Origin of the sequence: Streptomyces sp. NPDC046712 (assembly GCF_040645695.1) — a bacterium.
Classification (GTDB): Bacteria; Actinomycetota; Actinomycetes; order Streptomycetales; family Streptomycetaceae; genus Streptomyces.
Genome location: NZ_JBEYYW010000003.1, coordinates 231,780 through 245,042 on the forward strand (window position 1 = coordinate 231,780; position 13,263 = coordinate 245,042).

General features: G+C 69.4%; 13 protein-coding genes and 1 riboswitch. Of the genes, 6 read left to right on the plus strand and 7 right to left on the minus strand.

Going from position 1 to position 13,263, the window contains the following annotated elements; translation table 11 throughout:
- Window positions 1–210 precede the first annotated feature (210 nt).
- Genes ABZ939_RS05570 through ABZ939_RS05580 form a run of 3 tightly spaced genes read right to left on the minus strand, consistent with a single transcriptional unit; the run spans window position 211 to window position 2,417 of the window.
- Window positions 211–1,545: a cystathionine gamma-lyase gene (locus ABZ939_RS05570; protein WP_361849615.1), complete on the minus strand. Its 1,335-nt coding sequence runs from the start codon at window positions 1,543–1,545 to the stop codon at window positions 211–213.
- Entirely contained in the window at window positions 1,542–2,030 is a 489-nt protein-coding gene (locus ABZ939_RS05575) for a low molecular weight protein-tyrosine-phosphatase (RefSeq protein ID WP_361849617.1), read from the minus strand. Before ABZ939_RS05575 ends, ABZ939_RS05570 begins: the two co-directional genes overlap by 4 nt.
- A 9-nt stretch (window positions 2,031–2,039) precedes the next feature.
- Entirely contained in the window at window positions 2,040–2,417 is a 378-nt protein-coding gene (locus tag ABZ939_RS05580; RefSeq protein WP_361849619.1) for a phage holin family protein, read from the minus strand.
- Between the two features lie 51 nt (window positions 2,418–2,468).
- On the opposite strand from ABZ939_RS05580, the gene ABZ939_RS05585 reads away from it, so the two are divergent.
- From ABZ939_RS05585 to ABZ939_RS05600, 4 genes are all read left to right on the plus strand, one after another.
- The gene (locus ABZ939_RS05585; RefSeq protein WP_361849621.1) at window positions 2,469–2,786 is read left to right on the plus strand and encodes a cupin domain-containing protein; all 318 of its coding nucleotides are present in this window, start codon (window positions 2,469–2,471) and stop codon (window positions 2,784–2,786) included.
- Window positions 2,787–2,918: 132 nt separating this feature from the next.
- Window positions 2,919–3,137 (plus strand): DUF5326 family protein, encoded by a 219-nt coding sequence (locus tag ABZ939_RS05590; protein WP_361849623.1) that lies wholly within the window; start codon window positions 2,919–2,921, stop codon window positions 3,135–3,137.
- A gap of 280 nt (window positions 3,138–3,417) precedes the next feature.
- On the plus strand, window positions 3,418–4,188 hold the full coding sequence (locus ABZ939_RS05595; RefSeq protein WP_361849625.1) for a helix-turn-helix domain-containing protein: 771 nt from the start codon (window positions 3,418–3,420) through the stop codon (window positions 4,186–4,188).
- A 138-nt stretch (window positions 4,189–4,326) separates the two neighbouring features.
- Window positions 4,327–4,761 carry an SsgA family sporulation/cell division regulator gene (locus tag ABZ939_RS05600; RefSeq protein WP_361849982.1) on the plus strand — a complete coding sequence of 145 codons (435 nt, stop codon included), beginning with the start codon at window positions 4,327–4,329 and terminating at the stop codon, window positions 4,759–4,761.
- A gap of 42 nt (window positions 4,762–4,803) precedes the next feature.
- Here the strand turns inward: ABZ939_RS05600 and ABZ939_RS05605 are convergent, their stop codons facing one another.
- Window positions 4,804–6,150, minus strand: coding sequence for a YibE/F family protein (locus tag ABZ939_RS05605; protein ID WP_361849627.1), 1,347 nt, complete (start codon window positions 6,148–6,150; stop codon window positions 4,804–4,806).
- A 71-nt stretch (window positions 6,151–6,221) separates the two neighbouring features.
- Window positions 6,222–6,369, plus strand: a riboswitch (TPP riboswitch).
- On the opposite strand from ABZ939_RS05605, the gene thiC reads away from it, so the two are divergent.
- Window positions 6,363–8,135 (plus strand): phosphomethylpyrimidine synthase ThiC, encoded by a 1,773-nt coding sequence (gene thiC, locus ABZ939_RS05610; protein ID WP_361849629.1) that lies wholly within the window; start codon window positions 6,363–6,365, stop codon window positions 8,133–8,135. (Overlaps the previous riboswitch by 7 nt.)
- A gap of 83 nt (window positions 8,136–8,218) precedes the next feature.
- Here thiC and ABZ939_RS05615 read toward each other — a convergent pair whose 3' ends face one another.
- The 3 genes from ABZ939_RS05615 to ABZ939_RS05625 all read right to left on the minus strand — a co-directional run bounded on the left by ABZ939_RS05615 (window position 8,219) and on the right by ABZ939_RS05625 (window position 11,764).
- Window positions 8,219–9,043 carry a hypothetical protein gene (locus tag ABZ939_RS05615; RefSeq protein ID WP_361849631.1) on the minus strand — a complete coding sequence of 275 codons (825 nt, stop codon included), beginning with the start codon at window positions 9,041–9,043 and terminating at the stop codon, window positions 8,219–8,221.
- Between the two features lie 159 nt (window positions 9,044–9,202).
- A complete protein-coding gene (locus tag ABZ939_RS05620) occupies window positions 9,203–10,405 on the minus strand; it encodes a metallophosphoesterase (RefSeq protein WP_361849633.1) in 1,203 nt (400 codons plus the stop codon).
- Between the two features lie 252 nt (window positions 10,406–10,657).
- A complete protein-coding gene (locus tag ABZ939_RS05625) occupies window positions 10,658–11,764 on the minus strand; it encodes a LacI family DNA-binding transcriptional regulator (protein WP_361849635.1) in 1,107 nt (368 codons plus the stop codon).
- Between the two features lie 378 nt (window positions 11,765–12,142).
- Between ABZ939_RS05625 and hisC the strand changes: the two genes are divergently transcribed.
- Window positions 12,143–13,240, plus strand: a complete 1,098-nt coding sequence (hisC, locus tag ABZ939_RS05630; protein WP_361849984.1) for a histidinol-phosphate transaminase — start codon at window positions 12,143–12,145, stop codon at window positions 13,238–13,240.
- The last annotated feature ends 23 nt before the right edge of the window (window positions 13,241–13,263 follow it).

The following is a 13,263-nucleotide window of genomic DNA, read 5'->3' on the forward strand; positions in this document are numbered from 1 at the left end:
TTCGACTCAGGCGGTCGGCTGACGGCGCCTCAGGACCGTCCAACTATAAATAAGTCGATAGGTCTCTGTCGCTACCGTGATTGGACACTGACGCAGAGTCAACTAGCCTTGGTCAGGCGGTTCTCCGCGCGTGGAACCGGGGCGTTCCGAGCCATGAGGGGGGAGGCTCGGAGCGCCCCGTTCCGTGTGCCGTGGGCTGCGCGGCCTGGGTCAGCCGGCGGCCTTCTGGGCCTCGTCGAGCGCGTGCAGCACATCCGCGATCAGGTCCTCCGGGTCCTCCGCACCGACGGAGAAGCGGATGAAGCCCTCCGGGACGGAGTCGCCTCCCCACCGTCCGCGCCGCTCGGCCGTGGAGCGCACACCTCCGAAGCTGGTGGCGTCGTCCACGAGGCGCAGCCCGTCGAGGAACCGCTCGGCCCAGGACCGGTCGGGAAGGACGAAGGACACCACGGGCCCGAAGCGCCGCATCTGCCGGGACGCCACCGCGTACGAGGGGTCGCCGGGCAGTCCCGGATACCGCAGCCCGGCCACCTCGGGTCGTCCGCCCAGGGCCTCCGCGAGGGCGAGGGCCGAGGTGCACTGCCGGTCGAGGCGGAGCTGGAGCGTGGCCAGGGAGCGGTGCGCGAGCCAGGCCTCCATGGGGCCGGGGATCGCGCCCACGATCTTGCGCCAGCGCCGTACCTCCGCGGCCCGCCGCGGATCACGGCAGCTGACATGGCCGAGCAGGATGTCGCCGTGCCCGGTCATGCCCTTGGTGTCGCTCGCGACGGAGAAGTCCGCGCCGAGCTCCAGGGGCCGCTGGCCGAGCGGGGTGGCCAGGGTGTTGTCGACGGCGACGAGCGCTCCGCCCTCGTGCGCCGCCCGCACCAGACGACGGATGTCGCAGACGTCGAGGCCGGGGTTGGAGGGCGTCTCGATCCACAGCAGCCGCGCTCCGTCCAGGACGGACAGCTGGGCGTCGCCGCCGGTCGGCGCGGTGCGGACCTCGATCCCGTACGCCCTGAGCTGCTCGTGGAGCAGCGGCAGCGCCTGGTAGCCGTCGTCCGGAACGACGACCGTGTCGCCGGCCTTGAGCTGGGAGAAGAGGACGGCGGAGATGGCGGCCATGCCCGAGGCGAAGACGAGCGTCTCGACGTCCGGCTCCCCCGGTGCCTCCAGTTCGCCGATGGCGCGTTCCAGATGGGTCCAGGTGGGGTTCTCGTCCCGCCCGTACGTATAGGGGCCGGTGGGGTCGCCCGGCAGGTGGAAGTGGGCGGCGAACACCGGCCCCGGCAGGGTCGGTTCGTACTTGACCGGCTCGGGAAGTCCGGCGCGCACCGCCCGCGTCCCCTCGCCGAGCCCACCGTCCCGACCCTTGCCGGCCCGACCGTCGCCGACCCGACCCTCGCCGGGCCCGTCGCCGGACCGACCCTCGCCGGGGTCGTCGCCGACCCGACCCTCGCCGGGCCCGTCGCCGACCCGACCCTCGCCGGGCCCGTCGCCGACCCGACCCTCGCCGGGCTCGCCGTCGTCGTCCAGCCGGCTGTCCCGCGCGTCCGTGCTCATACCGCTCGTTCCTCCACACTCTCGCGTACCGCGGCGAGCAGCCCCTCGCTCGCGGCCTCCACCATCTCCAGGCACTCCTCGAAGTCTTCCGTCCCGCCGTAGTACGGGTCGGGCACGTCGAGGGCGTCGGCCGCCGGGTCGTACGCGCGCAGCAGCCGTACCTTCGCCGCGTCGGCCGGGGTCGGGGCGAGCGCCCGGAGGTCCCGCAGATGTCCCTCGTCGAGGGCGATCACCAGATCGAGCGCCGGGAACCACGAGGCACGGAACCGGCGGGCCGTGTGGTCGGGGTCGTAGCCGTGATCCTCCAGGACGGCGACCGTGCGCGGATCGGCGGGGTAGCCCTCGTACCAGCCCCCGGTCCCCGCGCTGTCGACCTCCACCGCGTGCGCCAGGCCGGCCTCCTCCACGCGGGCGCGGAAGACGGACTCGGCCATCGGCGAGCGGCAGATGTTGCCGGTGCAGACGAAACAGACGCGGTACGTCATCGGACGCACTCAGTCCCCGTCGGGGAGAACGACGTTGAGCGCCCAGGACACGACGGAGATGATCAGGCCGCCGAGGACCGCGGTCCAGAAGCCCTCGACGTGGAAGCTGAGGTTCAGCTGGTCGGCCAGCCAGGAGGTCAGCAGCAGCATCAGGGCGTTGACCACGAGCGTGATCAGGCCGAGCGTGAGGATGAACACGGGAAGCGTGAGCAGCTTCACGATCGGCTTGACCAAGAAGTTCACCAGCCCGAAAACCAGAGCGACAAGAATGAGCGTCCAGGCCTTCTTGCCGGTGCTGTCACCGGTCAAGGTGATGTCCTGGAGCAGCCAGATGGCCACTCCCAATGCGCCCGCGTTCGCGAGCGTCTTGACTACAAAATTCTTCATGTGTCTGATCGTGGCAGACACGATCGGGCCAATGGCAGGGGCGGACGCACGATGAAGGCATTCCGACTGGACGAGCTGGAGGCGGAGCGCGCCGCCAACGACGGCGCGTACCTCCAGTTCCTGCGGGAGCGGAACATGTCGGTCGGCCTGTACGCGCTCGACGCGGGCTCGCTCGACCCGCAGCAGCCGCACCACCAGGACGAGGTGTACTTCGTCGTGAGCGGCCGTGCGGCGATCACGGTCGGGATGGAGACGACGCAGGTGGCGCGCGGCAGCGTGGTCTACGTGCCCGCCGGGGTGGCCCACAAGTTCCACCACATCACCGAGGACCTGCGGGTCATGGTGGTCTTCTCCCCGCCGGAGTCCTGAACTCCCCTAGGGGTCGGATCAGGGGAGATCAAGGGCCGCGAGGGCCCCGCCGGCCCCCGTGGCGCCCCTAGCATCGAAGGTGTTCGGCGCAGAGCGCGCGGAACGGAGTCTTCGGGAGATGAGGTAAGCGCTATGGCGGTACGAGAGATTCTCGCGGGGATGCCCTGGTGGGTGAAGTGGGTGGCCATACCCGTCATCGCGCTGCTCGTCTTCGGTGGCCTGATCACCAGCATCGCGACGTTCGTGATCGGTCTGCTCTTCAAGGTGCTGGTCTTCGTCGCCCTCGTCGGTGGACTGATCTACGTCGTACGGAAGTTCACCTCCTCCTCGACCTCGCGCGAGGATTGGTAGCACAAGCTACCCATCGGTATGGACCGGCTGTCCGGTGTTAGCCCGGCCGAGGGACGCGGCGGTTGAAACCGCGTTCACGCCTGGGGGCTGCCATTAGAGTGGCAATCAACTGCCGCCCCCGGGGAAAACTGGCGTAGACATCCGCGTTGACCTGCGGTTCTTCACCAGTCCCGGGCGGGTCCGCCACCGGACCCCACCGGTTCCCAGGCCGCGGCGGTCGCGCGGGGGCGGCCCCCGCGGGCGGGTGCACGGCACCCGGCGACACGCCTGGGGGTGACCTTTGGCCACGGCTTCGCAGTCCGCCGTCCCTACCCTGATCGGCTCCGTGCAGCGGGCGCTGAGACTTCTGGAGGCCGTGGGCTCCCATGAGGACGGTGCCCCCGCCAAACAGCTCGCGCGCGAGGCGGGGCTCCCGCTTCCCACCGCGTACCACCTGCTCCGCACCCTGACGCACGAGGGCTATCTGCGCCGCGAGAAGGGTGTGTTCGTGTTCGGCGACGCGGCGGGTCGACTCGCCGGCGGCGGAGATCTGCAGAATCGTCGCACCAAGATCGAAGACTCCCTCGCGCACTGGCGCGACGAGATCGGCGTTCCCGTCTACTTCGCCATCTACCGCGAGGGCGAGATCGAGCTCGTCGCCGTCGCCGACACCCCCTCCGCTCCCGCCGTGGACGAGTGGGCCGACTTCCGCGAGACGGGCCACGCCCATGCGATCGGTCAGTGTCTGCTCAGTCAACTCGATCTGAAGAGCCGTCAAGACCACCTCGACCGCCATCCGGTGGAAGCCATCACTCCGTATACGGTGCGTAACCGGCGGGTGCTTTTGGAGCGTTTGGGCGGTATGGGGCGAATGGAGCCCCTGGTGGAGCGTCAGGAATATGCGCTCGGCACAGTTTGCGCTGCGATCCCCATCACCGCGGGGTCGACGGCGGCCGCCATGGCGATTTCCCTCCCCCTTCACCAGGAAGAACGGTTGCTGCCCGCAGTCGATCGGCTACGCAACGAGATCGGGAGGCTCTTCAGTTCCTTCGCGTTCTCTATCAGTATCTGAAAAATCACTCCTTGTGATCTGCTAGCCCTTCCAGCACGATTGCGTCAAGAGGGCCATCGGGGATCATTCCTGGCCGTTTTGATCACAGCTTTCAGCAGCCGTGTTTACACAACTGCTTCCTTCACTGCGGGGTACATGATGCGAGAGTCGGTCCAGGCCGAGGTCCTGATGAGCTTCCTCGTCTCCGAGGAGCTCTCCTTCAGGATCCCGGTGGAACTCCGATACGAGACCCGGGATCCCTACGCGGTGCGAATGACCTTCCATCTCCCCGGAGATGCGCCTGTGACCTGGGCGTTCGGGAGAGAGCTGCTGCTGGACGGGATCAACCGACCGAGCGGGGACGGCGATGTGCACATCGCGCCGACCGATGCCGAGGTGCTGTCGGACGTCTCCATCCGGCTCCAGGTCGGCAGTGACCGGGCGCTGTTCCGTGCCAGCGCCCCGCCGCTCGTCGCCTTCCTCGACCGTACGGACAGGTTGGTTCCTCTCGGTCAGGAACGGACACTGGGCGACTTCGAGGACAATCTGGAAGCCGCGCTCGGCCGGATTCTGGCAGAGGAGAACGCGGGCTGAGTGGCTCCCCAGGCACCCCGTCGAGGAGGGGACCGGGGGAGATCACTTGGCCCGGCGGCGGCGTCCACCCCTGGATGAACGCTTCTCCGGAGCCCGGTCGCCCGGCCGGTCGGCGGAGACCACCAGGGCGGCGAGCGCGGTGGTGACGGGTACCGAGGCGACCAGACCGATCGATCCCACCAGCGTCCGGACGATCTCCTCCGCGACCAGCTCGCTGTTGGCCACCGTCCCCACGCTGCTCTGCGCGATGGAGAAGAGCAGCAACAGGGGCAGGGCCGCACCGGCGTAGGCGAGCACCAGGGTGTTCACCACGGACGCGATGTGGTCGCGACCGATCCGGATCCCGGCCCGGTACAGCGCGCGGGGCCCCATCCGGGGGTCGGCCTGGTGCAGCTCCCACACCGCCGAGGTCTGGGTCACCGTCACATCGTCGAGGACACCGAGCGATCCGATGATGATGCCCGCGAGCAGCAGACCGGACATGTCGATGTCCGGGTAGAGGCCGTGGATCAGACCGGTGTTGTCGTCCGTGTTGCCGCTCAGCGAGGCCCAGCCGATGAAGAGCGAGCCGAGCAGTCCGATCAGAAGCAGCGAGATCAGCGTTCCGAGCACCGCGACCGAGGTGCGGGCCGACAGGCCGTGGCACATGTAGAGCGCGATCAGCATGATCGCGCTCGATCCGATCACGGCGACCACCAGCGGATTCGAACCCTGAAGAATCGCCGGGAGGATGAAGAAGGTCAGGATCAGGAAGCTCAAGGCGAGCGAGATCAGTGCCATCACTCCGCGCATCCGGCCGACGAGCACGACCACGACCGCGAAGATCAGAGCGAGGACCGTCAGCGGAACCTTGCGGTTCACATCCGTCACCGAGTACTGCAGATCGCGCGGGGCGTCGGGGGCGTACGCCACCACCACGCCCTGCCCCTGGTCCAGTTGGCGCGGCGCGTCCGGCTGCACGATCTCCGTGAAGGTACGTCCCTTGTCCGGGCCGCTGGTGACCTCGATCGTCGCCTTCTCGCACTGCCCCTGCTGGGCGTCGACGGCCTCGCGGCCCTCGGGGGTGGAGGTGTCCCCGGTCGGCGGGACCTGGGCGGCGTTCACATCCTTGCAGTCGACCTGCTCGACCGAGACGACCTCGCCCTGGTACGTCTGCCGATCGAAGCCGACGCCGGTGCGCTCGTGTTCCGGGGCGCCCCCCGGCCACAGGACGACGAGACCGACCACCACGGCCGTGGCGAACGGGATCAGGACGGCGGCGATGACCCTGCGCAGATGCCGCGAGACAGGCGCGGCCGGCCCATGGCTGTGGGTATGGCCGTGCCCGTGGCCCGCGTCACCATGTCCGTCGTGGCCGTCGGGTTCTGGGGTCTGCTGCGAGGAAGTCACCGACCGATCATCGCAAGAACGGTGGGGGCCCACTGTTCAGCACGGCCGGATTGACGCTAGCGTGGTGGCACCTTTGCACACGCGGGAGCTCGGAGCACCGGGCTGAGAGGGCGCTGATCACCGTACGCGCGTACATGACGTACGTACGGGAGGAGGCTGCGCCGACCGCCGAACCTGTTACCGGGTAATGCCGGCGTAGGGAGATCGGTCTCATGACCATTCAGGATGCACGCACGCCTGCCACCAGCCAGGACGAGCGCAAGCCGGGCTGGCACAAGGGATATGTCGAGGGCTCGCGCCCCGACCTCCGAGTGCCCGTCCGACAGGTGCACCTCACCAACGGCAAGGACGTGACGCTGTACGACACGTCCGGTCCGTACACCGACCCCACCATCGACACCGACGTACGGCGGGGCCTTCCGCCGCTGCGCGAGAACTGGATCATCGGCCGCGGGGACACCGAGGAGTACGCGGGCCGGCCGGTCCGCCCCGAGGACGACGGCATCAAGCACACCTCGCCGCGCGGGGGCCTGAAGAACCTCGACGCCGTCTTCCCCGGCCGCCCGCGCCAGCCCCGCCGGGGCCGCGACGGGGCGGCGGTGACGCAGCTCGCGTACGCCCGCCGGGGCGAGATCACCCCGGAGATGGAGTACGTCGCGATCCGCGAGAACGTCTCCCCCGAGGTCGTACGGGAGGAGATCGCCGCAGGTCGCGCGGTGCTCCCGGCGAACGTCAACCACCCGGAGATCGAGCCGATGATCATCGGCAAGCGGTTCCTGGTGAAGGTCAACGCCAACATCGGCAACTCCGCCGTGACCTCCTCGATCGAGGAGGAGGTGGAGAAGATGACGTGGGCGACCAAGTGGGGCGCCGACACGGTCATGGACCTGTCCACCGGTCGCAACATCCACACCACCCGCGAGTGGGTGCTGCGCAACTCCCCCGTGCCGATCGGCACCGTGCCGCTCTACCAGGCCCTGGAGAAGGTCGACGGCAAGGCCGAGGAGCTGACCTGGGAGATCTACAAGGACACGGTCATCGAGCAGGCCGAGCAGGGCGTCGACTACATGACGGTGCACGCCGGCGTGCTGCTGCCGTACGTGCCGCTGACCGCCCGCCGCAAGACCGGCATCGTCTCGCGCGGCGGCTCGATCATGGCCGCCTGGTGCCTGGCGCACCACAAGGAGAACTTCCTCTACACGAACTTCGAGGAGCTCTGCGAGATCCTCGCGACGTACGACGTCACGTACTCGCTGGGCGACGGTCTGCGCCCCGGTTCGATCGCGGACGCCAACGACGCGGCGCAGTTCGCGGAGCTGAAGACGCTCGGTGAGCTGAACACGATCGCCAAGCGCCACAACGTGCAGACGATGATCGAGGGCCCGGGCCACGTCCCGATGCACAAGATCAAGGAGAACATCGACCTTCAGCAGGAGATCTGCGAGGAGGCGCCGTTCTACACCCTCGGCCCGCTGACCACGGACGTCGCTCCGGCGTACGACCACATCACCTCGGGCATCGGCGCCGCGATGATCGCCTGGTGGGGCACGGCGATGCTCTGCTACGTCACGCCCAAGGAGCACCTGGGCCTGCCCAACCGCGACGACGTGAAGACCGGCGTCATCACCTACAAGATCGCGGCGCACGCGGCCGACCTGGCCAAGGGGCACCCGGGGGCGCAGGAGTGGGACGACGCCCTGTCGGACGCGCGGTTCGAGTTCCGCTGGGAGGACCAGTTCAACCTGGCGCTCGACCCGGACACGGCCCGTGAGTTCCACGACGAGACGCTGCCGGCGGAGCCCGCGAAGACCGCGCACTTCTGCTCGATGTGCGGTCCGAAGTTCTGCTCGATGAAGATCTCGCAGGACATCCGGCGTGAGCACGGCGGCGACCTGCAGTCGGACGAGATCGAGGCCGGTATGGCCGAGAAGTCCAAGGAGTTCGCGGCCGCCGGCAACCGCGTGTACCTCCCGCTGGCGGACTGACGCGCGGGAGCGCGACCGACCGGTGTGAGCGCGACCGACCGGCGACCCTCGGGGGAGTCGCCGGTCGTCCGCGCTCGGCCGGATCACTCGGGACGGTGTTCCGGGGGGCCGAACTCCGGGCTGGTGAAGTCCGGGCTGCTGAATCTCGGGCGGGTGCCCGAGGCGCCCTCGTTCGGGCTCGAGAAGTCCGGTCCGCTGTAGCCGATCTTCGGCATGCGGTCCGTACGCTCCGAGCGCTGCGGCGGCAGGGGCGAGGCGGGATCGGCCAGGGCGTCCCGCAGGAACGGCAGGATGCCCCGTTCCAGCAGGGCGCGGCGCCAGGCATCGCGGGCCAGGGAGAGTTCGTCGTCCTGCTCGCCGGACGCCACGGCGCCCGCGGCCACTTCGGTGGAGCGGTTGCGCAGCGCCGTCAGGAGGAGACCGACGGCCGCGCAGAGCAGTCCCGCGGCGGCGACGGCCCCGAAGAACCCGGCCGCAGTCAGCAGCGTGTCGGCGAACACGAGGGTGGGGGCCACCACCTTCAGAACAGCCCCGACCAGCAGGAAGATCACCGCGGCCGTGCCCGAGAGCACCGGTGCGAGGACGGTGACGACCGCGACGATGCCCGCGCCCGGGCCTCCGCCCGCCCCGTCCCCGTCCGTCGCGAGGACGGCGTCCATCACGCTCGTACCGCTCGATGAACGGCCCTCCGCGCGGATCTTGACGAAGTGGTCGTACTCCACCGCGGCGGCGGCGGTGATCAGCGCTGTCGCGCTCAGCGCCATCGTGCGCAGCTGTTCGGGCGTGAGCCGCTTCCCGATCTCGGCGAGATCCGGACGGTCGTGCGCGTGACGCAGTGCATCGTCGAGGATGCGCTCGTACTCGGCGCGGTCCTCGGTCAGCAGGTGCGGAGCCACGTTCATGTGCATCCCCCGATGCTCCGTAAGGCCGGATTGACCGTGGAAAACGGGCAGTTGGGCGGAAACGGAGGAGAGCCTGCTACGGATGATCCGATGGTATTGCGGTTACGGCACAGGGTGACAGGGGGTTTCCCGAAATCGACTTCCCCGGATGCACAGGGTTATGCGTCAGCCATCCAGGGGGAGTTGGACGACCAGCAGCTTTCCGGCCATGGTCACTCCGCCGTCCATGGCGATCGCGAGGCCGTCCGCGTACACATGCGGACCGTCGACGACCGGACCGGAACCGTCCTCGCCGTCCTCGGTTCCGACCTGCCCGAGAAGGTACGGGATGGGGCTGTGGCCGTGCACGACCCGGCGGCCGCCGTAGGTGGCGAGCAGCTCCTGGACGGCCTGGGGGCCGGCGTCGTCGCGGAACGCGAAGCGCTTGGTGAACTTCCGGAACAGGTCCCAGACCTCGTCGGCGTCGTTCCGGTTGATGATCTCGTGGACGGTCTCGTTGACGTCCTCGATGGTGCCGCCGTACTCGAGGTAGGCGGTGGTGTCGGAGTGCATCAGGAGGTGCCCGTCCTCCTCCACCACGGCGTCGAGCCGGGACATCCACTGGAGGTGGACGTCCTGGAGGCGGTCCATGTCGTGCTTCTGGCCGCCGTTGAGCAGCCAGGCGGCCTGGAACGTGGCGGTGCCCGCACCGGAGTTGACCGGGGTGTCGGCGAAACGTTTGGCGCCGATCAGGAGCAGCTCGTGGTTGCCCATCAGGGCCTTGCAGTAGCCGCCGGCGGCCGCGGCCTCCGCGGACAGCCGCATGACGAGATCGATGACGCCGATGCCGTCGGGGCCGCGGTCGGTGAAGTCGCCGAGGAACCAGAGGCGGGCGTTGCCGGCGGACCAGGAGCCGTTCTCGTCGATGAGGCCCTGCTCGCGCAGGGCGGCGAGGAGTTCGTCGAGATAGCCGTGGACGTCGCCGACGACGTAGAGCGGGCCGGGACCTTCGCCCGCGGGGACGGGCGCGGGGGCCGGAACCGGGTCGACCTGGACCTGCACCGTGTCTCCCCGGTTGATGACCGGGAGGTCGCGCTCGGTGGGGGTGTAGCCCTCGGGCAGCCCCTCGTCGGGGAAGGCGTTGCCCGGGTGGCCGGTCGCGACGGCGACGATGGACGACATGCCGCCTGCGAGAGGGAGGTGGAGGGTGGGGTCGAGCGGCCCGACCGGGGCGCCGGGCTCGGGGAGGGCGCCGACCGGACCACCTGACGCCTCGGAGGGCGGCTCGGTGGCATGGCCCTGCACGGGCACCCGGGCGTACGGCGGTACGCGGAAGTCACGCAATGTCGCCGTGCGCACCACGGGTTCCTGCCCGGCCCCCTGAGTCATCGACCCCTCCACCACCGTCGCGATGCCCTGCACATCGCGGACCGGCCTGGTCGGGGTGGTCCGCGGTGTCGTGCGCCCATCATAGGAATGAGGGTCCGCCTGTGTGACGCACCAGGGGTGGTGAATCCGGGTCCACTCCGGGTTCACCGGTTGTTTCGCCCGAATTGAGAAGGTCTAGGCCAGGGCCGGAGCCGGGTCGGGCCGGGTTTGTGCCCGGCCCGAGCCGGGCATCCGGCGCGTACTGGTCGTTCGCTAGTCCTTCGAAGGTGACCGGGGCGGGCTGACCGTCGTGCGTGGCGAACGCCTCTGGGAGGACGTCCGGACGATGAGTTCCGTCGGTATGACCTGCTCGACCGGTCCGTCGGTGTCGATCCCCTCGATGGCGTCGATGAGGAGCTGGACGACGGCCGTGCCGATCCGTCGGGGCTTGAGCGAGAGTGTCGTGATGGGTGGTTCGGTGTTGGCATAGACGGTCGACTCGCTGCAGCAGACCAGCAGCAGATCCTCCGGGACGCGCAGTCCGTAGCGGCGGGCGGCCGCCAGCAGATCGGTTCCGTTGGGGTCGAAGAGTCCGTAGACGGCGTCGGGTCGGTCCGGGCGGGCGAGCAGCCGGTCGGCCGCGACGGCGCCCGCGCACGGATCGTGCGCCGGATAGGCCTCGTAGACGGGGTCCTGTCCGACCCGCTCGCACCAGTTGAGGTACGCGGTGGTGGACAGGCGGGTGTAGGTGTCGGTGGTCGTGCCGGTGAGGAGGCCGATCCGGCGGGCGCCGGCGTCGGCGAGGTGGTCGAGGAGGTCGAGGACGGCGGCTTCGTGGTCGTTGTCGACCCAGGCGGTCACCGGGAGGGTGCCGGCAGGGCGTCCGTCGGAGACGACGGGCAGGCCCTGGCGGACGAGTTCGGTGACCACCGGGTCGTGGTCGGAGGGGTCGATGACGACGGTGCCGTCGAGGGCGACGTTCGACCAGACGTCATGGCGGGAGGTGGCGGGCAGGATGACCAGGGCATAGCCGCGCGCGAGTGCGGCCGATGTGGCGGCTCTGGCCATCTCCGCGAAGTACGCGAATTCGGTGAAGGTGAAAGGTTCATCCCCGTAGGTCGTCACGGTCAGGCCGATGAGGCCCGACTTGCCGGTACGGAGCGTGCGGGCCGCCGCGGATGGGCGGTAGCCCAGCCGGTCTGCGACCTCGCGGACGTGGCGGCGGGTGGCGTCCGGGAGCCGGCCCTTGCCGTTGAGCGCGTCGGAGACAGTCGTGATGGAGACCCCGGCGGCGGCGGCCACGTCCCGGATGCCCGCTCGGCCCTGCCGGCTTCCCCGGGTCTGTGCCCGGCTCACCTGGTGCTTCCCTGCTGCTGTCATGGCGAGCCGATAGTAGGGCGAGGGCGGGTGGTTGGGCCGGTCGCATATTCACTCGTTGACAGGCACGTTTCTGCATGATCAAGAGCGCTCAATTGCCTGGGAAATCAAGGGAGTTAATGCGGTTCGGGTGTGATCTAGGGTTGTCGACACGCATGGGCCTGCCACGGAGAGGATGTCTCGAAGAGGTCTCAACTCACCTCTACGGGGGATGCGCGCCACGGCGCCCGCCACCGGCGCGCGCCACCCGAGCCCGCGCTCCCCTCGTTGTCCACAGCGTGTCCCACCCGTTGTCCACAGCCCATTCGCAGCGGAGGCGAATCCTCATAAGGTGAGGAGTATTGGTGGTACGGACGGTCGAGGAGGACCACAGTGAGCTCAGTGAGCGAGACCGGCGGGACGAGCGCGGGCAGCCCGAAGCTGCGCGCCGTGCTGGACGGCATCCCCACCTACAAGCCGGGCAAGCCGGCCGCCGCGGGCGGTCCGGTCGCCTTCAAGCTGTCCTCCAACGAGAACCCGTATCCGCCGCTGCCGGGCGTGATGGAGCGCACGCTGGCCGCGGCCTCGAACTTCAACCGGTACCCGGACATGGCCTGCACCGGTCTGATGGCGGAGCTCGCCGACCGCTTCGGCGTCCCCCTCTCGCACCTGGCCACCGGCACCGGCTCGGTCGGCGTCGCCCAGTCGCTGCTCCAGGCGACCTCGGGCCCGGGTGACGAGGTCATCTACGCCTGGCGGTCCTTCGAGGCGTACCCGATCATCACGCAGATCAGCGGGGCCACCTCGGTGCAGGTGCCGCTGACCGAGGGCGAGGTGCACGACCTCGACGCGATGGCCGAGGCGATCACCGACCGGACCCGGCTGATCTTCGTCTGCAACCCGAACAACCCCACCGGCACGGCGGTGCGCCGGGCCGAGCTGGAGCGGTTCCTGGACCGGGTGCCCTCCGACGTTCTGGTGGTGATCGACGAGGCGTACCGCGAGTTCGTCCGCGACGCCGACATCCCGGACGGCATCGAGCTCTACCGCGACCGCCCGAACGTCGCCGTGCTGCGGACGTTCTCCAAGGCGTACGGCCTGGCCGGGCTGCGGGTCGGTTTCGCGATCGCCCATGAGCCGGTGGCGGCGGCGCTGCGCAAGACGGCGGTGCCGTTCGGCGTGAGCCAGCTGGCGCAGGACGCGGCGGTGGCCTCGCTGCAGGCCGAGGACGAACTGCTCGGGCGGGTCGGCTCGTTGGTGGCCGAGCGCGAGCGGGTCCACGCCGGGCTCGTGGCCCAGGGCTGGACCGTGCCGGACACCCAGGCGAACTTCGTCTGGCTGCGGCTCGGTGAGCGGACGATGGACTTCGCGGCGGAGTGCGAGCGGCACGGCGTGGTGGTGCGGCCGTTCGCGGGTGAGGGCGTGCGCGTCACGATCGGTGAGTGCGAGGCGAACGACCTGTTCCTGAAGACGGCGGAGGGCTTCCGCAAGGAAAGCTGATCATGCCGGTCGGGCCGATCGGC

What these genes read in the sequence shown, in the direction of transcription:
- ABZ939_RS05615 (WP_361849631.1), bottom strand. Translation starts at nt 9,043, where the DNA reads ATGCACATGAACGTGGCTCCGCACCTGCTGACCGAGGACCGCGCCGAG.
- ABZ939_RS05585 (WP_361849621.1), top strand. Translation starts at nt 2,469, where the DNA reads ATGAAGGCATTCCGACTGGACGAGCTGGAGGCGGAGCGCGCCGCCAAC.
- ABZ939_RS05575 (WP_361849617.1), bottom strand. Translation starts at nt 2,030, where the DNA reads ATGACGTACCGCGTCTGTTTCGTCTGCACCGGCAACATCTGCCGCTCG.
- ABZ939_RS05600 (WP_361849982.1), top strand. Translation starts at nt 4,327, where the DNA reads ATGCGAGAGTCGGTCCAGGCCGAGGTCCTGATGAGCTTCCTCGTCTCC.
- ABZ939_RS05625 (WP_361849635.1), bottom strand. Translation starts at nt 11,764, where the DNA reads ATGACAGCAGCAGGGAAGCACCAGGTGAGCCGGGCACAGACCCGGGGA.
- ABZ939_RS05590 (WP_361849623.1), top strand. Translation starts at nt 2,919, where the DNA reads ATGGCGGTACGAGAGATTCTCGCGGGGATGCCCTGGTGGGTGAAGTGG.
- ABZ939_RS05580 (WP_361849619.1), bottom strand. Translation starts at nt 2,417, where the DNA reads ATGAAGAATTTTGTAGTCAAGACGCTCGCGAACGCGGGCGCATTGGGA.
- ABZ939_RS05620 (WP_361849633.1), bottom strand. Translation starts at nt 10,405, where the DNA reads ATGACTCAGGGGGCCGGGCAGGAACCCGTGGTGCGCACGGCGACATTG.
- thiC (WP_361849629.1), top strand. Translation starts at nt 6,363, where the DNA reads ATGACCATTCAGGATGCACGCACGCCTGCCACCAGCCAGGACGAGCGC.
- ABZ939_RS05570 (WP_361849615.1), bottom strand. Translation starts at nt 1,545, where the DNA reads ATGAGCACGGACGCGCGGGACAGCCGGCTGGACGACGACGGCGAGCCC.